Annotated in this window: 21 protein-coding genes; all 21 read right to left on the bottom strand. The window is 37.4% G+C overall.

The genetic code is table 11. The features are described 5' to 3' along the window. Positions 1 to 74: 74 nt before the first annotated feature. The 21 genes from rny to MKX96_RS13045 all read right to left on the bottom strand — a co-directional run bounded on the left by rny (position 75) and on the right by MKX96_RS13045 (position 25,270). The gene (rny, locus tag MKX96_RS12945; RefSeq protein ID WP_340883931.1) at positions 75 to 1,634 is read right to left on the bottom strand and encodes a ribonuclease Y; all 1,560 of its coding nucleotides are present in this window, start codon (positions 1,632 to 1,634) and stop codon (positions 75 to 77) included. A 578-nt stretch (positions 1,635 to 2,212) separates the two neighbouring features. Then, positions 2,213 to 3,277, bottom strand: coding sequence for a recombinase RecA (gene recA / locus MKX96_RS12950; protein WP_340883934.1), 1,065 nt, complete (start codon positions 3,275 to 3,277; stop codon positions 2,213 to 2,215). A gap of 172 nt (positions 3,278 to 3,449) precedes the next feature. Further along, positions 3,450 to 4,706 (bottom strand): competence/damage-inducible protein A, encoded by a 1,257-nt coding sequence (locus MKX96_RS12955; RefSeq protein ID WP_340883937.1) that lies wholly within the window; start codon positions 4,704 to 4,706, stop codon positions 3,450 to 3,452. Between the two features lie 15 nt (positions 4,707 to 4,721). Further along, positions 4,722 to 5,300 (bottom strand): CDP-diacylglycerol--glycerol-3-phosphate 3-phosphatidyltransferase, encoded by a 579-nt coding sequence (pgsA, locus tag MKX96_RS12960; protein WP_169358719.1) that lies wholly within the window; start codon positions 5,298 to 5,300, stop codon positions 4,722 to 4,724. A gap of 56 nt (positions 5,301 to 5,356) precedes the next feature. Then, entirely contained in the window at positions 5,357 to 6,211 is an 855-nt protein-coding gene (locus tag MKX96_RS12965; protein WP_340883939.1) for a helix-turn-helix domain-containing protein, read from the bottom strand. A gap of 17 nt (positions 6,212 to 6,228) precedes the next feature. After that, positions 6,229 to 7,035 (bottom strand): DUF3388 domain-containing protein, encoded by an 807-nt coding sequence (locus tag MKX96_RS12970; RefSeq protein ID WP_169358718.1) that lies wholly within the window; start codon positions 7,033 to 7,035, stop codon positions 6,229 to 6,231. 119 nt (positions 7,036 to 7,154) lie between these two features. Then, a complete protein-coding gene (gene ymfI, locus MKX96_RS12975) occupies positions 7,155 to 7,886 on the bottom strand; it encodes an elongation factor P 5-aminopentanone reductase (protein WP_340883942.1) in 732 nt (243 codons plus the stop codon). After that, the gene (yfmH, locus tag MKX96_RS12980) at positions 7,879 to 9,183 is read right to left on the bottom strand and encodes an EF-P 5-aminopentanol modification-associated protein YfmH (RefSeq protein ID WP_340883945.1); all 1,305 of its coding nucleotides are present in this window, start codon (positions 9,181 to 9,183) and stop codon (positions 7,879 to 7,881) included. The genes ymfI and yfmH overlap by 8 nt, the downstream gene beginning before the upstream one ends. Next, positions 9,176 to 10,453: an EF-P 5-aminopentanol modification-associated protein YfmF gene (gene yfmF / locus MKX96_RS12985; protein WP_340883947.1), complete on the bottom strand. Its 1,278-nt coding sequence runs from the start codon at positions 10,451 to 10,453 to the stop codon at positions 9,176 to 9,178. The genes yfmH and yfmF overlap by 8 nt, the downstream gene beginning before the upstream one ends. Before the next feature lie 157 nt (positions 10,454 to 10,610). Further along, complete coding sequence (locus tag MKX96_RS12990; protein WP_340883949.1) at positions 10,611 to 11,570, bottom strand: ABC transporter permease; 960 nt, start codon at positions 11,568 to 11,570, stop codon at positions 10,611 to 10,613. Next, on the bottom strand, positions 11,571 to 12,617 hold the full coding sequence (locus tag MKX96_RS12995) for an ABC transporter permease (protein WP_169358648.1): 1,047 nt from the start codon (positions 12,615 to 12,617) through the stop codon (positions 11,571 to 11,573). It abuts the gene before it with no gap. Next, positions 12,607 to 14,154: an ABC transporter ATP-binding protein gene (locus MKX96_RS13000; protein ID WP_340883953.1), complete on the bottom strand. Its 1,548-nt coding sequence runs from the start codon at positions 14,152 to 14,154 to the stop codon at positions 12,607 to 12,609. Before MKX96_RS13000 ends, MKX96_RS12995 begins: the two co-directional genes overlap by 11 nt. Positions 14,155 to 14,287: 133 nt before the next feature. Beyond that, on the bottom strand, positions 14,288 to 15,367 hold the full coding sequence (locus tag MKX96_RS13005; RefSeq protein ID WP_340883955.1) for a BMP family lipoprotein: 1,080 nt from the start codon (positions 15,365 to 15,367) through the stop codon (positions 14,288 to 14,290). A 48-nt stretch (positions 15,368 to 15,415) separates the two neighbouring features. After that, a complete protein-coding gene (locus tag MKX96_RS13010; RefSeq protein WP_169358645.1) occupies positions 15,416 to 16,144 on the bottom strand; it encodes a GntR family transcriptional regulator in 729 nt (242 codons plus the stop codon). Positions 16,145 to 16,851: 707 nt separating this feature from the next. Next, on the bottom strand, positions 16,852 to 19,158 hold the full coding sequence (locus MKX96_RS13015) for a DNA translocase FtsK (RefSeq protein ID WP_340883958.1): 2,307 nt from the start codon (positions 19,156 to 19,158) through the stop codon (positions 16,852 to 16,854). A gap of 124 nt (positions 19,159 to 19,282) precedes the next feature. Further along, positions 19,283 to 20,950, bottom strand: coding sequence for a ribonuclease J (locus MKX96_RS13020; RefSeq protein WP_251552879.1), 1,668 nt, complete (start codon positions 20,948 to 20,950; stop codon positions 19,283 to 19,285). 115 nt (positions 20,951 to 21,065) lie between these two features. Continuing rightward, a complete protein-coding gene (dapA, locus tag MKX96_RS13025; RefSeq protein ID WP_340883963.1) occupies positions 21,066 to 21,947 on the bottom strand; it encodes a 4-hydroxy-tetrahydrodipicolinate synthase in 882 nt (293 codons plus the stop codon). 552 nt (positions 21,948 to 22,499) lie between these two features. Next, positions 22,500 to 23,537, bottom strand: a complete 1,038-nt coding sequence (locus MKX96_RS13030) for an aspartate-semialdehyde dehydrogenase (protein ID WP_340883966.1) — start codon at positions 23,535 to 23,537, stop codon at positions 22,500 to 22,502. Between the two features lie 80 nt (positions 23,538 to 23,617). Further along, the gene (locus MKX96_RS13035; protein WP_169358640.1) at positions 23,618 to 24,205 is read right to left on the bottom strand and encodes a dipicolinate synthase subunit B; all 588 of its coding nucleotides are present in this window, start codon (positions 24,203 to 24,205) and stop codon (positions 23,618 to 23,620) included. Positions 24,206 to 24,218: 13 nt separating this feature from the next. After that, entirely contained in the window at positions 24,219 to 25,001 is a 783-nt protein-coding gene (locus tag MKX96_RS13040; protein ID WP_340883968.1) for an NAD(P)-dependent oxidoreductase, read from the bottom strand. Beyond that, the gene (locus MKX96_RS13045; RefSeq protein ID WP_169358638.1) at positions 24,998 to 25,270 is read right to left on the bottom strand and encodes a YlmC/YmxH family sporulation protein; all 273 of its coding nucleotides are present in this window, start codon (positions 25,268 to 25,270) and stop codon (positions 24,998 to 25,000) included. Before MKX96_RS13045 ends, MKX96_RS13040 begins: the two co-directional genes overlap by 4 nt. Positions 25,271 to 25,467 lie beyond the last annotated feature (197 nt).

The following is a 25,467-nucleotide window of genomic DNA, read 5'->3' on the forward strand; positions in this document are numbered from 1 at the left end:
ACAATAACGTCCTTTCACGAAAAAAAGGCTTCATTTCGAAGCCTTTTGTTTTCAATGTTATGATTGCTTTTACTTTATTTTGCGTATTCTACGGCTCTAGTTTCTCTGATTACAGTTACTTTTATGTGACCAGGATAATCGAGCTCTTCTTCAATTCGCTTACGGATATCTCTTGCCAAGCGATGAGCTGTAATGTCATCGATTTGATCAGGACGAACCATAATGCGGATTTCTCTACCCGCTTGAATAGCAAAGGATTTTTCAACACCTTCATAGGATTCTGAAATTTCCTCTAGTTTTTCAAGGCGGCGAATGTAATTTTCTAATGTTTCACTTCTTGCACCAGGTCTAGCTGCAGATAAAGCATCTGCTGCTGCTACTAATACGGCAATGACAGAAGTAGCTTCTGTATCTCCGTGATGGGAAGCAATACTATTAATTACTACCGGATGTTCTTTATACTTTCTTGCAAGTTCTACACCTATTTCAACGTGACTTCCTTCCACTTCATGGTCAATTGCTTTTCCGATGTCGTGTAATAAGCCTGCACGTCTAGCAAGTGTTACGTCTTCTCCAAGCTCTGCAGCTAAGAGACCAGCTAAATAGGCAACTTCAGTAGAATGTTTTAATACGTTTTGACCATAACTTGTACGGTATCTTAAACGGCCTAAAATCTTCATCAAATCTGGATGTAGGTTATGAACACCTATATCAAAAGTAGTTTGTTCGCCAATTTCGCGAATTTGTTCATCTACTTCTCTTCTAGACTTCTCTACCATTTCTTCAATTCGAGCAGGATGGATACGTCCATCTTGCACTAATTTTTCAAGGGCTAATCGAGCAGTCTCTCTTCTAATCGGATCGAACCCGGAAAGAATTACAGCCTCTGGTGTGTCGTCAATGATAAGATCGATACCAGTCAATGTTTCGAGTGTACGAATGTTTCGTCCTTCACGTCCGATAATTCGTCCTTTCATCTCGTCATTAGGTAAGTTTACAACTGAAACGGTAGTTTCCGCCACGTGATCTGCTGCAAATCTTTGTAAAGCAAGTGAAAGTATTTCTCTCGATTTCTTGTCAGCCTCTTCTTTGGCTCTTGTTTCAGATTCTTTAGTCATCACAGCAATATCAGTAGCCAATTCATTTTCTACCTCTTGAAGAATGATAGTTTTTGCTTCTTCACGAGTAAGAGTAGAAATACGCTGTAGCTCTGTTTGTTGCTCTTCAACTAGTTCATCCACTTTACTTTCCTTTTGTTCGATATGCTGTTGTCTTTGTGTTAGAGCATCTTCTTTACGCTCAAGACTTACTTCTCTCTTGTTTAGAGCATCATCTTTACGATCTAGATTCTCTTCTCTTTGTAATAACCGATTTTCCTGTTTTTGCAGTTCCATGCGGCGTTCTCGGATGTCAGATTCAGCTTCATTTCGTAATTGGTGAGTTTCATCTTTGGCCTCTAAAAGTGCTTCTTTCTTTAATGCTTCTGCCTCTCGCTTTGCTTCCTCTATAATGAGTACAGAAGATTGTTTTGCACCAGTCACTTTTGAATCATTCACTTTTTTCAGATAACCGTAACCAACAGCGCCACCGATAATAAGACCAAGCAAAGCGGAGATGATAATTTCCAATGTCATTTCGAACACCCCCTCTTGCTATACTTTTAAGTTTCAGTCGGCACATATATGCTAATTGAATGCATATTTGTACTGCTTTTTAGTCATTTAATAAAGAAATTATACAATTTTAATTGTATAGATGTAGAAATACTCTGTCAAGGAAACGGAAGAATATTATTAGTTTTAGAGAGAGGATATCTATTACTTTAGGTATTGCCTAAATAAAATGATTTCATAATTCTTATTTAAAACAATTTCATATTTTCTTTTATTATGTAAAACCACTAGGAAAAATCAATAAAAGATTCATGATACTTATCTGCATAGCAAAGAGTATTATAATTAGTTTCAACTCTGGTGGCCCTTTTCTGAAGAATGATCCATGTTCATTCAACCGACTAGAGTCACTGCCTGTCGCATCAACGAACGCTTTTAATAGGTAAAGCTTCTATTTTTGAAATTAGCTCATTCATAAATACTAAAGTTCAATTAAAATTGGACTTTGTGATAAGTTTAAATTCACAAAAAATATTAGAAATAGATTTTAAAAAAAGATACCAAGAGAAAGTCTCTTGATATCTTTTTAATTTTAACTATTATTCATCTTCTAAAAGTAGCTCGAACTCGCCATCTTCGTCCTCTGGCTCATGCGCTGCAATAACAAGTGCACCAGCAGTCATACCTAGAGATTGACGGATTTTTAATGCCACTTCTTCTTTAATAGCAGGGTTTTCTTTCAAGAATTGCTTAGCGTTTTCTCGCCCTTGGCCAATACGTTCTTCATTGTAAGCATACCAAGAACCACTTTTTTGGATAATATCGTATTCAGAACCTATATCAACGATTTCTCCTTCTTGAGAGATTCCTTCTCCGTACATAATATCTACTTCTGCAGTTTTAAATGGTGGAGCAACTTTGTTTTTTACTACTTTAATTTTCGTTTTGTTACCCATAATGTCTGTACCTTGTTTAATAGCTTCAGCACGTCTTACTTCTAAGCGGACAGAGCTGTAGAATTTAAGTGCGCGACCACCCGGCGTTACCTCCGGGTTACCAAACATTACTCCAACTTTTTCACGAATCTGGTTAATAAAGATTGCTATAGTGTTAGATTTGTTAATAACTCCAGAAAGTTTTCGTAATGCCTGAGACATTAAGCGAGCTTGAAGACCAATATGAGAGTCTCCCATTTCTCCTTCTATCTCCGCTTTTGGTACTAATGCTGCAACAGAGTCGATAACAATGATTTCAACCGCACCACTGCGGACTAGAGCTTCTGCGATTTCAAGGGCTTGCTCTCCAGTGTCGGGTTGAGATAATAATAATTCATCTATGTTAACGCCTAGTTTTTGTGCATATACAGGATCCAACGCATGCTCTGCATCAATAAATGCCGCTTGCCCACCTGTTTTTTGTATTTCTGCAATAGCATGAAGCGCTACAGTTGTTTTACCTGAGCTCTCTGGGCCATAAATTTCAATAATACGCCCTCTTGGATATCCGCCTATTCCAAGTGCTGCATCAAGAGCTAGGGAACCACTTGAAGAGGTAGAGATTTCACGGTCTGTTTTCTCTCCTAACTTCATTACGGAACCTTTACCAAATTGTTTCTCTATTTGTTTTAAAGCCATTTCTAACGCTGCTTTACGATCATTAGCCAAATGTATTTCCTCCTAGAAACTATCATTTTTTTTACTATCTTTAGTATACTCGGTCTTTGAGAAATTTACAAGAAAAAAGCGAACATCTATTCGTTTATTTTTTAACACTATTAGATTTTGATAGAAAAAAACAGCACAAAATGATAATTTGAGCCGTTTTCCTTTGTCAAAATTAAATTTTCGATAATCCTTCTTCTCTTAAAAGTCGAATCAAATAATGAATAGTAAACTTAACTGTTCTTAAACGATTTGTGTTTCTCATACCGGATAGATTCAATTTATAAGAAATTGGAGCAACGTCTCCATACGCTATTCCAATCCACACCGTTCCTGCCGGTTGATCTCCATGTCCATCTGGTCCAGCTGCTCCAGTAATACCTACACCTATCGTTGTTTCAAACTTTTCTTTGACTCGACTAGCCATTTCTTCTGCAACATGACTAGAAACCACACTATGTTCATCAATCGTTTCTCTTTTAACACCAAGCTGATTGATTTTCACTTCTTCAGTGTAGGTGATAATGCCACCTACAAGTGCTACGCCCATTCCTGGGACTGCAGCCAACTCTGATTGAAAAAGTCCAGCTGTCATACTTTCGGCAGCAGAAATTGTTAGCTTGTTGTCAATTAGTATATCTCTTAGCTTGGAGGCTAAAGATTCGTTATTATATCCATACACATGTTTGCCCACACGGTTTAAGATTTCAGCTTGTAGCTTTTCAATCCTTTTCCAAGCTTCTTCTTCCGTATCTGCTTTCGCAGTAAGTCGTAATGTTACCTCTCCGTCAGAAGCTAGCGGCGCAAGGGTAGGATTTGTTTGATTGTCCAATAAATCCTGTACTTCATTCTCCAGCTCTGCTTCGCCAATACCATAAAAGCGAATGACATGGGACATAATTACATTTTCTTTATAAAGCAGTTTAGGCAACAGCGGCTTAGCCTCAAATTGGAACATCGGCTCTAATTCTTTTGGAGGGCCAGGCAATAACATATATGTATGTTTCTCTGTGGAAAGAAGCATCCCCGGAGCCATTCCATGCTTGTTTTCAAGGACAGTACAGCCTTCTAAAACTAATGCTTGTTTTTTATTGTTCTCTGTCATTACTTTTCCAGCTCTTTTAAAGAAATCCTCTATATATATGATTGCATGATCATCTAATACAAGATTTTTGTTAAGGTGTTTAGAAATTGTTTCTTTTGTAAGATCATCTTTAGTAGGTCCTAAACCTCCTGAAAAAATAATGAGGTCAGCTCGATTTTCTGCGATTTTTATAGCTTCTAACAAACGATTAGGATTGTCTCCAACTACTGTGTGGTAATACACATCGATCCCTAACTCTGCCAGCTGGGAGGATATATATCTTGCGTTCGTATTGGAAATTTGTCCTAACAATAATTCTGATCCTACCGCAATAATCTCTGCTTTCATCCCAAAACTTCCTTCCTATTTTGAGTCAAGTAACACTTTGCGATTCAAATAGAAATAATCAAATCCCGACCATAAAGTAAAGAATAGACAAACGTATAGCATGATCATATCAAATGGGAAATTGAACATTTCAAAAAATACATTTCCTAAAAGTAATGATGAAATCGCGATAATTTGTGTCCACATTTTTATCTTACCAAGTTGGTTTGCTGCAACTACCTCTCCTGTATTGGCTAGTATTAAACGTAAACCAGTTACTGCAAATTCACGGCTGATAATTAATATAACTACCCATGCTGGTGCAACTCCAAACTGCACTAATATAATTAATGCTGCTGAAACAAGTAATTTGTCTGCTAGAGGATCTAAAAACTTACCCATATTGGTTACTAAATTGTATTTTCTAGCATAATAACCATCGATAAAATCAGTGATAGAAGCGATAATAAAAATAATAGCCCCAATTAGGTGATTTACTGGAATAGTTGCGCCTAAAAAACTAGCTTCCCCCCAGTTAAAATCAATTAGCATAAAAATCATAAATACTGGAATTAAAAATATGCGGAACATGGAAATTTGGTTTGGTATATTCATTTTCATCTAAAACTACTCCTTTCATATTTCAAACAAAATAGCCATCTAATCGATGACTATTTGCTGAACTTTATAACTAAGTTTTGTGGAGTCTTATCTGTTGGGAATTCCACTAGCTCATCATTAATGAAAACCTTTGTAACTGGAACGTTCCCTACTCTCACGCGAATTTGTTCCGTTGTGCTTACATCTAGCTCATATGGCGTTCCAGTGTTAACCCAGCTATCATATAAAGTTTTGTTAGCCTGGTCTTTTAAGTTTAACCAAGTCTTGTCGCTACTAGCCATTAACTTTAGCTGATAAGTTTCTGCACCAGATACAGTATATGTTGAAGTTTCCCCTTGAGTCCCCTCTAATGTGAAAGCTAGTTTAGGCACTGGTTCTTCCTCAATTTCTTCTTCCACAGCCTCTTCCTCTTCTTCATTATCTGTAGCTGTTTGATCTGAAGGTGGAGGTGTGATATCCATTGTCACTGGTTCCTCTGTTTCTACTGCTGGTGACTCTTCCGTCTCTGGAGAGTTCTGTCTAAGTGTCCATACAATCACAATTATCGCCACAACAAACAATGCCACTATAATCATCGGCATAATTTCCATGAATCTGTTCGATGCTCGGCCACCCAAAGTTCTTCTAGACGGTGTTGCAGGGATAGTTTTTGCAACATCCTCATTTGTAGGACTTGGAAGCTCTGATTTGTATGTCTCTAAAAGCTCATCCCCATTTAAGCCAACTGCTTCTGCGTATTGCTTGATAAAAGCTCGCACATAAAAAGCACCAGGAATTGTGGAATAATTCCCTTCCTCAATGTTAGCTAAATACCTTTTTTGAATTTTTGTTATTTCTTGCAAATCCTCGATACTATATCCTTTTGCTGTTCTCGCTTCTTTTAAACGAGTACCAAGTTCAGTCAATTAAAACACCTACTTCGTTAAAAATTAAATTCACCGAATCCGCCAAATCCACCCATGCCTTTGTCGGTCATCGCATGATTTTTTTCCATCATTTCGTACGTTATTTCTTCCTCTGGACTATGACGAAGCTCAATTATATAGTCAAAATCCTCTATAGAATATTCGGAATGCTTGATGAACATATCTGGGTGCTCCACTACTTTAATAGTAGGCATTCTCATCATTTCCCTAACAAGTTGTAGATGCTTTTCATCATTTGACTTTCTTGTAACAATTCCATCCAGAATAAAGATATTGCGATCGCTAAATTCATCCCCAGCGAGTTGATTTCTAATAGTTTGCTTAATCATTGTGGAAGACAGGAAAATCCATTTTTTGTTCGCACAAACACTTGCGGCAACTACAGATTCTGTTTTCCCTACTCTAGGCATACCTCTGATACCGATTAGCTTATGTCCTTCCTGTTTAAAGATCTCAGCCATGAAATCTACTAGTAGACCAAGCTCATCTCTTACGAATCGAAAAGTCTTTCTGTCATCAGCATCTCTTTGTATGTATCTTCCGTGACGCACAGCTAAACGATCTCTTAGCTTCGGCTCACGAAACTTAGTTAAATGAATTGTTTCCATTGTGGAAATGATATGTTCAAAGCGTTCAATATTTTCTTTTTTTTCAGCTTTAATGAGCATACCACGTCTACCCTCATCCACACCATTAATAGTTACTATATTTACTCGTAGCATACCCAATAGAGAAGAAATGTCTCCTAAAAGTCCAGGACGATTTACTTGAATTTCGTATTCAAAAAACCATTCACTTGCCATCATGTATTCCTCCCTTTATAGAATGACGTTCTCAATGCATTAATAGTTCTATCATATATGATTTTATAACCGAATAAAAGGAAAAAAGAAAAGAGAGTTAACTTCCCCCTTTTCTTTTCCTAAATATACCAACCACCATTAACTCGAATGACCTGACCAGTAATATAATATGCATGCTCACTTGCTAAAAAAACAACCACATTGGCTACGTCCTGTGGTTTGCCAAATATACCTGCAGGAATCTCTTCTAATATAAACTCTCGTGATTCATCATCTAAATGAGCGTTCATTTTTGTATCGATAAAACCTGGTGCGACGACATTAACGTTTGTCTTTTGCATGGCAACCTCTTTAGCATAGGCTTTCACAAAAGCATGCTGAGCCCCTTTAGCAGCAGAATAGGCTGCCTCATAGGAAGCACCTGTTTCTCCCCATATAGAGCCAATGAAGATAATAGAGCTATGCTCATGCTTTCGTAGCTTAGGCGCTAATCTTCCCGCTAAAAACATCGGATGCTCTACATGTACTTGAAAGAGATGTCTTATTTCTTCCAGAGAGGTCTCTTCTATACCTTTATAAAGACTTTGGCCTTGGGCAAAGACAATCGATTGAAGAGAGTAAATAGAATTCACAATGACTTCAATTGCACTTGTATCTAATAGGTCTGCTTGAATAGGTAAGAATTCCTGTTCTGGATAGGCAAGATTGAGGGCAACTATAAGTTCATCCACCTTCTCTTTATTACTCGCAAAATGAAGGTACAGGGACCATCCAGCCTCCGCCATACTTAGGCTAGTAGCAATCCCTATTTCTCCAGACGCACCTACCACTAGAGCAAACTTCTTAGCCATTATCTGTTTCCTTCGAAGGAATAATCTTAAATACAGTATGCGTATTCTCATCCTTAAATGCTTCAAATGCCTTCTTGACTTGTTCCACCCCTAAGTTCTCTAAGGCTGGTACTACATCAAATAAATTCATATCGTTAAACTTATAACGAGTAAATTGGTTTGCAATATATTCAATTGAATTTAATGAACGTAAGAAATGACCAATTTTCTTTCTGGTGATTCGTTTCATGTCCTCTTCTTCCAATGTCCAATTCGTTGCAAATTTAGTGATAGTTTCTTTAATCTTCTGACCAAGCTCTTCCGGATTTCCTGTATCGGAGCCTATCATTGCAAAACCGTAGCCTTCCTCCATAGAGAAGTCTGCACTATAGGATTCATCGATCAACCCTTTTTCATAGACCTCTTGGAAAAACGAGGATGTTCTACCGAATATCAGTTCAACTGCCACTTGCATAGCCAACTCATAATTTAACATTTCTTCACCGGTAATATTAACATTGTTCGATTTAATGCCATATAAAAGCTTAGACTTTTGTACGTCCATTTTTAACGTGCGTTCTTTTTTATCTACTTGCGGCTGCTCTTCTGGGTAGAAACGGACAATTTCCTCTGGAGCCTTAAATTCTTTTTTAGCTTGATTTTCTTTCACAAATTCCATCATTTCTTTAGGATCTACAGCTCCTACAACGAACAACACCATATTCGAAGGGTGATAAAACGTGTTATAGCATTCGTATAGATGCTCAGCTGTAATATGACTAATAGACTCTATTGTGCCAGCAATATCAATTTTCACTGGATGTTCTTTGTACATATTTTCAATCGTACCAAAGTATAACCTCCAGTCGGGCTGGTCGTCATACATGGTAATTTCTTGCCCAATAATACCCTTTTCCTTTTCAACAGTTTGTTCTGTGAAATATGGCTCCTGTACAAAGTTAAGAAGAGTATTAGTGTTTTCTAATATATTATCTGTTGAGGAGAATAAATAAGAAGTTCTTGTAAATGATGTGAATGCATTGGCAGAAGCCCCATTTTCACTGAACTTCTGGAAAACATCTCCTTCTTCTTTTTCAAACATTTTATGCTCTAAAAAGTGGGCAATCCCGTCTGGTACTGTAACAGGGTCTTTTTTACCTAGCGGAATAAATTCTCGGTCAATAGAACCGTATTTTGTAGTGAAGGTTACATATGTTTTGGAAAAGCCTTTTTTAGGCAAAATATAAACATTTAATCCATTAGAAAGTTCTTCGTGATATAGTGTTTCTTCTAGCTGTTCAAAGTAAGTTTCATTCATTGTCTGCACCGTCCTTACCAGATAAGAAATAGACAAATTCCTTTTCGATATTTGTAGCCATTTCTTGAATTTGCTCCTTCGTGACATCTTCCCATTTAGCGGTCCAGTTTTTCACTGTAAAGGATTCATCAAGTTCTTTATATTGATCGTAAATTTCTATTTGTCCTCTAGCAGAATCCAGAGATTCCTTAAGCTGGTTTTTAAGCATGGATTTTGTCTGATTGATCTCTAAATCAGATATATTTCCCTTTTGCATTTCCTTTAGCTGTTCGTCTATTAATGCAACAGCTTTTTCCTGTAGGTTGGCATCAATTCCAGCAAATACAAAAATGCGACCATAAAGGGAAGAAAAGCTACTTGAGGCATAGTATGCCATACTTTCTTTTTCACGAACATTCATAAAAATTTTGGAATGAGCAAAGCCACCAAGAATACCATTAGTAATTTGCATAATTGGGAATTCATTAGAGTAAAACGTGACTGGAGTTCTATAAGAGATATGTAATTTCCCTTGCTTCATGTCCTGTTTTTCATGTAAAAACTCTTTGTCGTTTGTTGAAACAGCACTTTCTGTTTCTTTTGGAATGTCTGCAGAACGAGCTTCAAACGGGAAAAATTCACTAATTTTAGCTTTCATTTCCTCTACATCTACATCACCTACAATATAGATAGACAACGGTTCTTTTGTAAGCAGGTTTTGATGCATTTCTAATAATTGTTTGTTTGTTACTGCCTTCACTGTTTCCACCGTACCATTAGCGCTAATAGAAGCAGGATGATCGGGTAAAATATTTTCTAATAATCGTTGCTGTGCAAAACGAGTTTTATCATCGTACATAGACTGAATACGTTCTATCACTTGTTCTTTTTCTCGCTTCACAACCGATTCAACAAATTTCTCATTTTCTAAGTTAGGTTGGAAAAGCACTGTTTGTAATAATGAAAGTACTTCATCTACCACAGTTTCATTAGACAAATAAGCATCGTTAACTGTTTCGGCATTTAAAGAAAAAATATGATTTAAACCCTTTTTAGATGTGTCAAAATATAATACCGCTCCAAATAATTCATCTAAACGTTTTCTAAAAGATGCATATGTTGGATATTTGGCATTGCTATATTGCAGTACATTGGAAAGTACCGCTCTTACTGCAGCAGACTCTACAGTTAATGGTTGCTTCCATTTAAAGGAAATATTAATGGTTTTAAATTGTTCTGTTGGTCTTATATAAAGCTGGACACCTTTGGCTAATTCAAAATGTTGAAACATGAAAAGAATTCCCCCTTTTTCTTTCTAGTGTTACTCATATACCTTTTCACTATACATCTTCTAATTATATCAATACAAACAAAAGGGACCAAACTTAATTGGTCCCTTTTTAATCGCTATATTTTTTATTATTAATTGGTAAATTCTAAGCAAAAATTTATCTTTTTCCTTTAATATAAGGAATACCGCTCGCTTTAGGAGCATTTGCTTTCCCTATAAATCCTGCTACTGCAAGAATCGTTAATGCATACGGTAAAATGTGCAAGTAATAGCTTGGAATTTGATTAATGTATGGTATTTGTCCACCAACGATACTTAAAGCTTGCGCAAATCCGAAGAAAAGTGCTGCTCCAAGGGCTCCTAGCGGATGCCATTTACCAAAGATCATGGCTGCAAGAGCCATAAATCCTTGTCCATTAATTGTAGTGTGACTGAACTCTCCTGAAATCGATTGAGCATATACAGCTCCACCAATACCAGCCAGCATACCAGAAATAATTACTGCAATGTATCGCATTTTCTTTACATTAACTCCCATTGTATCTGCTGCCATAGGATGCTCACCTACTGCACGAAGGCGAAGACCAAATGGAGTTTTGTAAATAACAAACCATGCTAGAATAGCTACTGCAACAGCTAAAATAGAAGTAGAGTAGACATCCTTAAATAACATTGGTCCGATGATTGGTATTTCACTTAAACCAGGAATATCAAAACGTATAAAACGTTCTTGAATATAATCTGTTTGTCCTTTGTCATAGATCATTTTTACTGTGAACAATGCAATAGCGACACCTAACATATTAATCGCTACCCCAGAAATGGTTTGGTCTGCTCTAAACGATACAGATGCTACCGCATGTAGCAAAGCAAATATACCTGAAACAATCATGGCTGCAATAACTGCAACCCAAGGTGTCATAGCGCCAAACGTACTAACGAAAGTCAGGTTAAAAATGATGGAAATAAAGGCACCCATAACCATCATACCTTCTAGACCAATATTAATTACACCAGATCTTTCAGAGAAAACTCCACCTATAGCAGTGAAAACTAAAGGGGCTGCATAGAAAATTGCTGATGGAACGATGAAATATAATACATCTAAAAAGCTCATTTAATTCGCCTCCTTTTTCTTACTAATCTTTTCAAGGAAATAGCGAATGACATATCCACAGGCAACGAAGAAAATAATAATCGCAATAACAATCGATACAATTTCTATCGGAACTCCTGCTGCGTTAGGCATATTAGTTGCTCCATATTTAAGAGATCCAAATAGTGTAGCACCAAAAATTACTCCTAGAGGTGTATTCGCCCCCAGTAAAGCCACGGCGATTCCATCAAACCCGATACCTGTGAAGGCACCTTTAGAACTTGCGTAACCAAAAGTACCTAATGCCTCCATAGCACCTGCTAGACCGGCAAAAGCACCTGAGATAACCATAGATAAAATGATATTCTTAGAGACATTCATACCAGCATACTCTGAAGCATGCTTGTTAAATCCTACTGACTTCAATTCATATCCAGTAGTTGTTTTCTCTAAAATGAACCACATTAATAAAACCATTGCTAACGCAATAAATATTCCATAATGTAAACGAGAATAGTCTGTCATGCTTTGGAAGAAAGCAGACGTCAGTGAAGCGGTTGGTTTAATAGATTCCGTACTGTCGCCACCATCAGCAACAATTTTAATAAGCGCATTCGTTGTATGAAGAGCAATGTAGTTCATCATGATAGTTACGATTACTTCATGCACCTGAAGTTTTGCTTTTAATAATCCTGGTAGGAAAGCCCACAATCCTCCTGCAACAGCTGCAGCAAGTATTGCTAATGGTAGATGTATGTACATTGGCAGGTCAAATGCAATACCGACGTATGCAGCTGCAAACCAGCCTACAAGTAATTGCCCCTCCACTCCAATGTTAAACAGCCCAGTGCGGAAAGCAAACGCCACCGCAAGCCCTGATAATAGGTACGGTGTTATTTGACGTACTGTTTCACCCATTCTATAGGCATCTCCAAATATACCTTCCCATAGTGCAGCGTATCCCAAGATAGGATCATATCCGCTTATTAGCATGACAATCGCACCCACGATTAACCCTAGTATTACGGAAATAACAGGGACAAGTATATTTACTACTCTATTCGACATGCTCTACATCCCCCTGCTTCTTATCTTTTTCTCTTGTATGTCCTGCCATTAATAGACCAAGCTCTTGCTCTGTCGTTTCTTTAGGTAAAAGAGAATCAACTATTTGTCCATCATATATAACAGCAATTCGATCCGATACATTCATAACTTCATCAAGTTCAAATGAAAGAAGTAAAACAGCTTTCCCTTTATCTCTTTGTTCTATTAAACGTTGATGAATAAACTCGATTGCCCCTACATCTAAACCACGAGTAGGAAGCGCCGCGATCAACAACTCAGGGTCACGTATAACCTCACGACCGATAATTGCCTTCTGTTGGTTACCTCCTGATAATGCTCGAGCCAATGTATGCTCCCCTTGTGTACGTACATCATATTCTTTAATAATTTTTTGCGCTAAGTTAGACACTTTTTTGTAATTTATAATTCCTCTTTTAGAAATAGGCTCTAAATAATAGGTTTGAAGAGCAATATTATGACCAATTGGAAAATCTAAAACTAAACCATGTCTATGTCTATCCTGTGGAATATGTCCAACTCCCGCCTCTGTAACTTTACGAGGTTTTTTGTTTGTAATATCTATTCCATTTAGATTTATAGATCCGCTCTTAGACTTACGAAGACCAGTAATTGCCTCAATTAGCTCACTTTGACCATTTCCGTCAATCCCTGCTAAGCCGAGAATTTCACCTTTGCGAACAGTTAAGTTTAACCCCTTAACCTTTTCAATACCTCGATAGTCTGTCACTATTAAGTCTTTAATGATCAATGCTTCTTCCTTAGGCTTAGCTTCGCCCTTAACGGTTTTAAATTCAACCTGACGTCCAACCATAAGTGATGCCAATTCGTTTGGATTTGTTTCTGCTGTTATAACTGTCCCAATTCCTTTACCTTTACGAATAACCGTGACTCTATCCGACACATCCATAATCTCTTTTAATTTGTGCGTTATTAAAATTATAGATTTACCTTCTTTAATAAGACGCTTCATAATTTGAATTAGCTCATTAATCTCTTGAGGCGTTAAAGAGGCTGTTGGTTCATCAAAAATTAGAATTTCTGCACCACGATAAAGCGTTTTCAAAATTTCTACCCTTTGCTGCATTCCTACAGAAATATCCTCTATTTTTGCATAAGGATCTACATTTAATCCATAAGTTTCTGACAGTTGCTCTATTTTACGTGCAGCATCCTTAATATTTACGACACCGCCATTAGTTGGTTCGTTACCTAAAATAATATTTTCCGTAACTGTAAAGTTTTCCACTAGCATGAAATGCTGATGAACCATTCCAATTCCAAGGTCATTGGCAACGTTTGGGTCTGTAATTTTCACAGACTTACCTCTCACTTTTATGTCGCCTGCTTCTGGTTGATACAGACCGAATAATACGTTCATGAGAGTGGACTTCCCTGCTCCATTCTCACCTAAAAGAGCATGTATTTCTCCCTTTTTCAATTGAAGGGTTATATTATCATTTGCTACGAAAGTTCCAAACTCTTTCCGAATGCCTAGCATTTCTATTACATAATCCAATGAATTTCACTCCCTACTTGAATACTAGTACTAAATTAATACAGGAAAGACTTTAAATATTTAAAATCTTTCATCCATTAATTTAAAATATCATAAAGACCGAGCAAGTCGGCCTTTATGATGTTAAGTCAAATTATTCTACAGTTTCAGGAACTACGATTTCACCAGAAGCGATTTTTTTAGAATATTCTTCAATTTTCGCTAAAACATCCTCAGGAATAGCTCCACGTGAATCAGCAAGCTGAACACCTTCCTCAGCTAAACCGTAAGTAACCGTTTTACCACCTGGGAATTTCCCTTCCATTGTTTCTTTTGCAATGTTTTGTACTGCTACATCAACACGTTTTTGCATAGAAGTAAGCGTTACATTAGTATCGCCAACTGCTCCTTCTTCGTATTGGTCAGAGTCAACTCCAATAACCCATACGTTAGCATCTTTATCTTTTGTTTTACGTTCTTTAGCTTCTGCAAAAACACCATTACCAGTCCCACCAGCTGCGTGGAAAATAATGTCTACGCCTGAAGAGTACATACGATTTGCTGTTGTTTTACCAAGAGCTGCATCGTCAAATTTACCAGTATACTGAACATCTACTTTGATAGTGTCATCAACTGCTTTAACTCCTGCAAGGAAACCTGCTTCAAAGCGTTCAATAACAGGAATTTCCATTCCACCAACAAAACCAATTTGTTTTGATTCAGACATTAACGCTGCTGCTACTCCAGCAAGGTAAGAACCTTCTTGTTCTTTAAACATTACAGAAGCAACGTTTGGAGCATCAACTACTGCATCAATAATTGCTAATTGAGCATCTTTTTGCTGTTCAGCAATTGTAGTGATAGGCTTTTCCATCAAGAAACCAATACCATAAACTATGTCGAAGTCACGACGAACTAAGTTAGTAATATTGTTGATATAATCTGCATCTGATTGTGATTGTAAATAATCGTAACCGCCATCGCCTTTTTTAAGACCATGCTCTTTACCGAATGCTTCAATACCTTCCCAAGCTAATTGGTTGAATGATTTATCATCTACTCCACCGACGTCTGTAACCATTGCGATTGAGATGTCTGCTGTTTCTTCAGTTCCAGTACCAGCATTAGAACCTTCGTCTTTTTTTGTTTCCTCATCTTTAGAACCACATGCTCCAAGAATAGTACCAGCAGCTAAAACAAGTGATAAGCCTAAACCAAATTTACGTTTCGTCAACTTGAAAACCCCCATTATTTTTTCTTCTTCTTAGCAGGAACTACTTTTTTACACCCTTTTCCGAACTACATGAAAGCTAAATTTGTCTGCTCGAAAATAATTTTTCGAATATAAAACTACACGATCATTCTCATCATAATGCAATTGTTTTAAAATCAGCAACGAAGTCTCTGGATCACAATTTAAGGTTGGTGAAGCTACTTCATGATATCCCACTGGATCAATGAAGGTAACCGCATGCGAAATCCTTATATCACCTGATTCCTCCAATGCTGTAAAAATAGAGCCTTCTTTTCTTATAAGAAAATCTGCCGGTAAATAATATTGTGGAACTTTATCGATACAATATACCACTGGTTCACCATCTGCAGTTCGGACTCGCTCCATTGTAACAACGGTCGTATCCTCCTCACACTGGAATCGTTTTGCATCATCTTCAGATGCTTCTGATTCCATAGAACTAAGGTAAATAGTACCAGGCTCCATCCCTGCGTTTCTAATCATCGCCGAAACACTTGAGAGTTGTTCAATCCCTGATGTAAAAACAGGCTTTGAGTTAACAAAGGTTCCTACGCCATGTCTTCTTACGATAATATTTTCTTCCTCTAGCACTCGCAGAGCTTCTCGTAAAGTTGCTCTACTTACCCCAAGAAGCTTGGCCAATTCAAATTCAGAAGGTAATTTCTCCTTTTCTTTGAAAATCCCCTTTTCAATGTCTTGTTTAAGACGATCGATTACTTGTAGGTATAAATGCCTTTGATCCATTTTTATTGTCATTTAAAACACCACCATTATGAAGAGATCAGACCTCTGATGTAAAACTTTCCTACTAATCAGTACATACTATACCACTTTTAATCTTTTAAATAAATACTTTATTTACGAAATTATTATTTGTTTTTACGTTGTTAATATATAAATGTAATCATTTTGTCATAATATATCACTTAATGTGTGATACTAATTGATAAAAACCCTTGAAAACACTGAATTTTGCTAGTGTTTTAAATTGGTTAATATTGTAGTAAAAAAAAGGAATAATATATATAAATTACATTCAAGATTTAGTAATAAATTAGCTTAGCTTTACGTTTTAAATTTTAAAGTTAAAGGCTATGTGAAAGGGTAGGGGTGATTTATGATAAAAAGAAATCTTAAATCAGAGAGTAGAATGGATTTTTCGCCCCAGCCGGACGCTTTGCTTTCTTCGGGGTGAGCGATAAGCCATCACCCATCCATCGCTTACGCGCGTGGTTGTGCTGTCTTATCTGTCTCCCTCATCCCGTAGACAGATACGGATTTTTTGTGGACCCATTCTAGAAAGTTACGATAAGCCCTCTGTTTTGCTTACGCGTATTTGTAATGTCTTGAAAAATAAATTATTTATTCTGTAGTAATTAAAAAAAGATAATCGAGTATAGAACTTCTCGATTATCTTTAGTATGTTTGCATATGTTATTCCTCAATAATGGTTAGCACATTTTTTACATTGGATCTTGGTCGTAATCTTGTTTTGATATTAACACTTGTCTTGGTTTACTTCCTTCGTATGGTCCTACGATACCACCCATTTCAAGCTGATCAATAATACGTGCAGCCCTAGAATATCCAACACGGAAGCGTCTTTGGATCAAGGAAACTGAAGCTGTTTGCATTTCCATCACAAGCTGCGCAGCGTCATCATAGAGATCATCTCGATCTAACTGCTCCTGGGATTCTTCCACTTCATCTGGAATCATTTCCTCTTGGTAGTTTGCCTTTTGCTGCTCAATCACAAAATCGACGATTCTCTCTACTTCGGCATCTGACAAATATGCTCCTTGTACACGAACGGGCTTAGAGCTCCCAGCTGGTAGGAAGAGCATATCGCCTCTCCCAAGGAGTTTTTCTGCTCCGCCCATATCCAAAATAGTTCTAGAATCTATAGAAGAAGATACTGCAAAAGCAATTCTTGAAGGTATATTAGCTTTAATGATTCCCGTGATAACATCCACACTTGGTCTTTGTGTAGCTATTATCAAGTGGATCCCAGCTGCACGGGCCATTTGTGCAAGCCGTGTAATAGAATCCTCTACATCACTTGATGCTACCATCATCAAGTCAGCTAACTCATCGACTATCACTACAATAAACGGAAGTTTGGGATGCTTCTCTTCATTTTCTTCATTCCATTTTTCTATATGGTCGTTGTAGCCTTGGATATTTCGAGTCCCTGTATGGGAAAATAAGTCATATCTTCTTTCCATTTCAGAAACAATTTTTTTCAATGCCTGGGATGCTTTTCTTGGATCCGTAACTACGGGTGCTAACAAATGGGGAATCCCATTATAGACGTTAAGCTCAACCATTTTTGGATCAATCATCATCATTTTAACTTCATGCGGTTTTGCTCGCATCATAATGCTTGTTATAATTCCGTTTATACATACACTTTTCCCGCTACCTGTCGAACCAGCAACAAGTAAATGAGGCATTTTGTTTAATTCGGCTAATACTGCCTGTCCGGTAACATCTCGACCAAAACCTATTAATAGTTTTTGGCTTGGCTTATTATTTTCTTTTGCTTCTAGTACTTCTCGTAAGCTTACGATTGCCACTTCTTTGTTTGGTACTTCTATCCCTATCGCAGACTTCCCTGGGATTGGTGCTTCAATCCGGATATCTCTAGCCGCTAAAGCAAGGGCTAAATCGTCGTGAAGGCTTACGATTCTACTAACCTTCACTCCTACATCAGGAAGTACCTCATACTTAGTAACTGCAGGTCCTAAATGGACTTGCATAACTTTTGCCTTTACCCCAAAGCTTAAGAAGGTTTGCTCCAACTTTTTAGCATTAGCTTGAATTGCATTTAACTCTCCACTTTGATCATTGTGCTCTGGAGAATCTAATAGATTAATACTCGGTAACTGATAATCTTCGTTTTCCAGTTCATCCGCATCCATATTAATCTCAATGGGTTCTGTTGGTTCTGTCGATTCATTTGTCTCTTCTTTTCTTGTGATTCTCTCTGTAAAAGCAGAGATAATCGGAGAAGATGGTATTTCTGTTTCTTCCTCTGGCGGATGATTGACATCAAGTATGGTAACAGCTTGTTCAGACTCTTCTTGTACTGCATCTTTACGTGATCTGCGAGAAACCTTCTTCTGCTCCGTTGAAGGCTTTTTCTTATCAGCTTTTGGTCGGTTCTTAAAGCTTTCTGCCATCTTAGGAGAAACCTCTACCAAATAAGGAACAAGTGCTTTTCCTGTTAAAAGTACGATACCAATTAATAATAGTAGCCAGCTAATAACTTTTGCACCAGCAGAGTCAAATAATACATGGAATGAGGCAAACAGAATAGCCCCGATCATACCTCCACCTAGAGAGCTGCTTCTATTCGTAATACCTCCACTTTCTACTAAGACCCTGTAGCTTTCCCTTAGAACAGAGTTCGTCATCAGTGCCTTGCCCTCAAACAGTTGCTCAAAAAGTGCTAAATGACTGAATATAAGTAAGCTGCTTAAAATAAAGGCTCCACTTAATAACAAGCGATGATTCCACGGTGGAAAGGATTGTTTGATCATAATAATAAGAGCATAAATAACGAACATAAATGGAATAGCAATATGCCAATTTCCAAATAAAAAATACCCAATATAAGCGAATACCTCTCCAACCAAGCCATATTCAAAGAAAGAAATAACTGCGATTCCCAAAATGAGAAGCCCTATAATTTCAAACATTAAAGGATGAAGGGTTTTCTTTTTACTTTTACTTTTATTTACTTTTTTCTTACTTTTCTTCTTCGCCAAGAATATCACCTGCTTTGCATTAAGTATTCTCTATTAGGATGTCCCTAACAGGTAAAATATAACAGCTTAAAAAGATAAAAAAGATTTCCTTCCACTGGGGAAAGGAAATCCTGATTTTTAGATATCAATATTCCATGATAATTGGAATAATCATCGGACGTCTCTTCGTTTGTTGGAATAAATATGAATTTAGCGTATCACGGATTTCTTGTTTAATGTTTGTCCATTCAAACGTTTCTTTATTCACATATTTTTCAACAATTGTTCTTACTAGTTTAGCTGACTCGTCCATCAACTCTTCGGATTCTCTTACATATACAAACCCTCTAGAAAGAATCTCAGGCCCTGACGCTATTTTCTTTTGTGCACGGTTAAGTGTAATTACTACAATGAATATTCCATCTTGAGACAATAGCTTACGATCTCTTAAAACAATATTCCCTACGTCTCCTACACCAATGCCATCGATTAGGACGTTACCTGCTTGTACTCTTCCACTCATTCTTATCTTCCCGTTTTTGTATTCCACGATGTCGCCTTTATCTGCAATAAAGATTTCTGACTTAGACATCCCGATATCTTGGGCCAACTTAGAGTGAGCAATAAGCATACGATATTCCCCTTGAATTGGGATAAAGTATTTAGGCTTTGTTAAATTTAACATCATTTTTAAATCTTCTTGACTTCCATGTCCTGATACATGGACATTTTTACTTGAAGTCAACACTTTGGCACCAGCCTTGGCAATCAGGTTCATCGTATTAAATACGCCAACCTCCATACCTGGTGATGGTGTAAATGTTATTAACACGGTATCTGTATCTTTAATCTTAATATCTTTATGATGCTTACGTACCATTTTCTCTAAAGCTTCTAAAGGTTCTCCTTGATTACCAGATACAATGATTACTATTTGTTCATCGTTATACTTAGAGATTTCCTTTATAGGTATGATTGTGTCCTCTGCCACCGTAAAGTAACCTAGGTCTAACCCTATTGCAAAGATATTTTCCAAGCTTTTTCCTGCAATAGCAACTTTTTTTCCTGTTTCCGTTGCTTTGTCTAGCACTTGTTGAATTCTTATAAAGTTGGATGCATATAAAGATACTAGAATACGACCTTTAGCAGCGTGGAATGTTTCAGATAATTGGTTTTCGATTACTGCCTCTGATGTTGTGTGTCCGGGTCTTTCTGCTTCTGTTGAATCAGACATTAATATAAATACGCCTTCTTCACCTAGGCCAGCCATTTTAGCAATATCAGGACGGTACTTCCCTCTAGCAGACTGATCAAATTTAAATTCACCAGTATGCACAATTGCACCTTCAGATGTATGGAATACGATACCTAAAGAGTCTGGAATACTGTGTGTGGTATGAAAGAAAGTTACGTGTGTGTTTTGGAAGTTCATACGACTTTTGTTTGTAACTTCAAAGTACTTTATTTGTTGTTTAACTGGCATAGCCTTTACATGCGTTTTTGCTAAAGCAATCGTCAGCTTAGATCCATATACAGGCGCCTGAATCTTTTGCAGTAAGTAAGCAATAGAACCAATTGCGTCTTCATGTCCATGCGTCAAAAATATTCCTTTAACACGATCCTTGTTTTCTTCTAAATACGTAATATCTGGAATAACTATATCTATTCCTAACATTTCGTTTTCTGGGAACATAAGTCCACTATCTACTATAAATATTTCATCGTCTATTTCTACTACGTACATTGCTTTTCCTATTTCACCAACTCCGCCGAGCGGTATAATACGTATAAGTTCATTTTTAGCTTTTACCAATTCTTTTCCTCCTAATTGTTAACCCGACCAACATCCACTATTTTTTATTATATCGGACGTCACCGTTTCACACAAATAAAAAAAGCTGAAGTTAGAACTCCAGCTTCTCATATCATTATTTCGTTTCCAAAAATTTACCCCAAACACGATCATAATCTAGCTTCTCTTCCTCGTTCATCTCAACTAAAGGAAGTCTCAAGGAGCCAACCTCTAAGCCAATTTTAGAAAGTGCATATTTTACAACTACAGGATTCGGATGTTGAAATAATGCTTTTATGACTGGCAAGATTTGTTGATGGATTTTAGCAGCTTTAGCATGTTCTCCTTGATGAAACAGTTGTATCATTTCCTGCATTTCGTTACCAATAACGTGAGAAGCGACTGAAATAATCCCTTTCCCCCCAATTGAAAGTAAAGGTAAGGTTAGGCCGTCGTCCCCGCTGTACACAAGGAAATCCTCATTTGTTTCGGCTAAGATTTTGGTCATCTGATCCAGGCTGCCGCTAGCTTCTTTTACAATTTGAATAGATGGTATCTTACTAAGGGAAATAATTGACTCTGGCTCCAAATTGACTACTGATCGCCCAGGGATATTATAAACAACAATAGGAAGAGTAGTAGCTGAAGCAATAGCCTCAAAATGGGCAATCATTCCTCGTTGATTGGGCTTATTGTAATAAGGAGTTACTATCATCAAAGCATCTACTCCGAGCGCTTCCGCCTTTTGCGAAAGCTCAATGGATGCAGCTGTATTATTGCTTCCAGTACCAGCAATGATTGGTACTCTTTTATTAACCTTTTCCACTACAAATTGTATAAGTTCTAATTTCTCATTTGTTGATAATGTCGGAGATTCCCCAGTCGTACCACTAACTACAAGAGAATCAGTTCCATTCGAAAGCAAGTGCTCTATAAGTATTTCAGTATTATGATAGTCAATAGAACCGTCTGAACTAAACGGTGTAACCATTGCTGTAGAAACATTTCCTATATTCATTCAACCACACCTCTTATTTAATTCTCTATATTTAATAGAAAAGCGCAGGCGCCTATGTTTGCCCCGACAGGCAAATGGGGAAATGCGAGGAGGCAGTTCCTCAGCCACCGCAAACGTTTTAGTTTGCGACGAGCTTGCGCAGGAGCACTATTTTCCCATTTGATCCCGAGGGGCAAGGCGCCGGAGCTAGACAATAAGAAAAGCGCAGGCGCCTATGTTTGCCCCGACAGGAAAAATGGGGATAGCGAGGAGGCAGTTCCTCAGCCACCACAAACGCTTTTATTTGCGACGAGCTTGCGCAGGAGCAGCTTATATCCATTTGACCCGTGGGGCTAGGCTGCTAGCGCTTTTCCAAATGAATAGAGAAAAAACTCTCTCTAAAAATCTAAATATATTTAATGGAGTATATTTCATCATTATTAAAGGCAAGCGGTGCTACAAGTAGGGATAAGAGAAAGCTTAACACCACAACCACTTGGAAGTGATGGGTGGTTCCTTATCGATCCCCCCACAAACAAGCGACCTCTTAGATAAGCTAAAAACTATTCTTGCTTACAATATTTTCTCTTCGATTAATGCTTCAGCAATTTGAATGGAGTTTAGAGCAGCACCTTTTAATAGGTTGTCAGAAACAATCCACATATGGAAACCATACTCGTTAGAAGGATCTTTTCTAATACGTCCAACGAAAACTGCATCTTCATCTTCTGAGAAATAAGGCATTGGGTATTGTTGCTCATTCGGATTATCTTGAAGAACAATTCCCTCTGCTTCAGATAACAATTGTTTAATATCAGAAACGGATACGTTCTCTTTATCTACCTCTATATACACAGATTCAGAGTGTCCTGTTACAACAGGCACCCTTACACAGGTAGCGGCAATCGAAAGTTCCGGTAGTGACATAATTTTTTTTGTTTCATTCATCATTTTGTGCTCTTCAAATGTAAAACCATCTTCATTAAAGACATCAATTTGAGGAATTACGTTACCTGCAATTGGATAATGCTTCTCCGCACTTTTTACAGGTAAAACTTCAGGATTTGGTTGTCTTTCTATTATTCTCTCACTTTGAGCTGTCAATTCTTGAATAGCTGCAGCCCCAGCTCCTGATACTGCTTGATAAGTCGAAACGATGACCTTTGATAGCCCATAATGCTTACGAATTGGTTCTAATGCAACAACCATCTGAATAGTAGAACAATTAGGATTAGCAATAATCCCTTGCTGCTCATTTAAAGCATATTTATTCACTTCTGGTACTACTAGCGGAACATCCGGATCCATTCGAAATGCGCTCGTATTATCTATTACTATAGCGCCTCTCTTACTAGCTTCCTTAGCCAATGCTTTTGAAATAGAGCCCCCCGCAGAAAAAAATGCTATATCAACACCTTCGAAAGCTTCTGGTGTAGCTTCTTCTATTGTATAAATTTTTCCGTCAATATCAATCTGTTTTCCTGCAGACTTTTTGGAAGCTAATAACTTCAAGTTAGAAAAAGGAAAGCTTCTCTTAACTAGTTGCTCTATAATTTTTTGACCTACAGCACCTGTAGCTCCTACAATAGCTGTTGTATATTTTTTTGACATGCAAAGCTCTCCTCTCAAAAATCAAAACATATTGGCGATATTGTATCATAAATTAAATAATAATACACTATTTTTAATATTTATAATTGATAGGCAATGAGTAAAGGCTGAATTTGCTTTGCATTTATTGCGTGTTCAACAGTAGGTACAATCTTTGTGAAATCTGCAATTAAAGAATTAGGTTTTTTATATGGATTGTCTTGACCAAAGGGGATAAAATAAATATTTTTTGTAGTGAGCAGCTTCATGATATTCGTTCCATTTAAGCCTAATGCATCGTTTGTGGATATACCTAGCACAACAGGCTTTCCATTACGCAAGGTGGCCTTAGCAGCCATTAATACAGGTGAGTCTGTTTGTGCATTAGCTAACTTACTTATGGAGTTACCCGTCATTGGTGCAATAACCATACAGTCTAGTGGATTAGTAGGACCAAAAGGCTCTGCCTCTACTATCTTGGAAACTACCTTATTGCCACTAGCTGCCTCTATTTTTTCTACCCACTCTTCTCCTGTACCGAAACGAGTAGCAGCTGTTAAAACTGAAAAAGTGATGATTGGTACAACTGTCGCACCAACATCCGTAAATTGCTTAATCATTGGTATCACTTCCTCATACGTACAATGAGAAGCGGTGATTCCTAGACCAATACGTAGACCTTCTAACACTATTTTTCCTCCTCTAAAAAGCAAGATGCTTCAAAACAGACCTGGCAAGTAATTGTCCTGCATCTTGCGGAAAGTACATACCTGGCAAGCTGGTGGAGAGACTGTAATTCAGAGGGATGTTATTTTCGTTATCCAAGAGACAGCCCGGATTGGAGGCAAGGTCAAAAACTCGACTGAAAGAGGCTGCATATTCATTATTTAACCATTTAGTAGGGATTGTATTAACCAGATAGGCGTCCTCACCTTGTTGGTCCAAGACGTTATCTAGGGTTACTATTTGATAGCCAGAGCTTTTAGCTTCGTAAAGTTGAAGCTCCGATCTAACAGAGATAATAACTTCAGCTCCCAAATGATGCAATGCAAGTGCTAATCTTTTACCTACCCTTCCGTATCCGGTAATTATGAATTTTTTGTTATAAATTGCTTGTTTTTCATATAAGTAAAAATAATTGATAAAGCCCTCAGCAGTGAGGTTGGCATTTTCCCAAATCCATTCTTCGTCCTCTAAATAATAAAAGGGCTGAATAGTATCTTTTTTAGATTCCCTATCAATGCTTTCGTTTGTTTTACCTATAAAAAGGGTTTGACAACTGGGAGGCAATTCCAAGGAGCAATCTGTTTGGATTGGTTGAATCGGTAAAAAAATAACCTCTGGCTCATATGCAAAAATAGTTTCTCTGAGTTCTGTATCCCATGTCATCGTTGGATACAATTGAGTATCTAGATACTCAGACACAGATTGTTGCAAAAAATTTAAGCGTGGGTCTGTTCCGATAATTGCAATTTTTTTCTTCATGGGTATACACTTGTTTCTATCGAAGAGTCAGTTTCATTGAACAAAATTCGATCTTTACCAATAAGAATTATTTCTTCCCAGGATATAAACTCTTTTCTCCTAGGAGCTTTATTGGATTGAAAAAAAGATGAAGATTTTTGATATAATTCAAACCCAAGTATTTTACCCGTTTGTGGATTAAATAATAATTCAGTGTCTGCCAGCCTTCCATATCTCGACCCATCTTTCACTTGAATAAGCTCTTTTTCTGCAAGTTCCGAAAGTAACAATCTGTCCCCTCCTCATTTAATCTCTACTTATGTATATGCCATCTTTAATACAAAGTGAATTAAAAACCCATTAAAATAATAGGCTCCTAGTACAACTATAGGGGAGGATATTTTTTTAAATAAACAAGAAAAGCGCAACCGCCTGTCTCTGCCCCGACAGGCAAATGGGGAAAAGCGAGGAGGCAGCTCCTCAGCCA

Origin of the sequence: Psychrobacillus sp. FSL W7-1493 (assembly GCF_038004905.1) — a bacterium.
Taxonomy (GTDB): domain Bacteria; phylum Bacillota; class Bacilli; order Bacillales_A; family Planococcaceae; genus Psychrobacillus.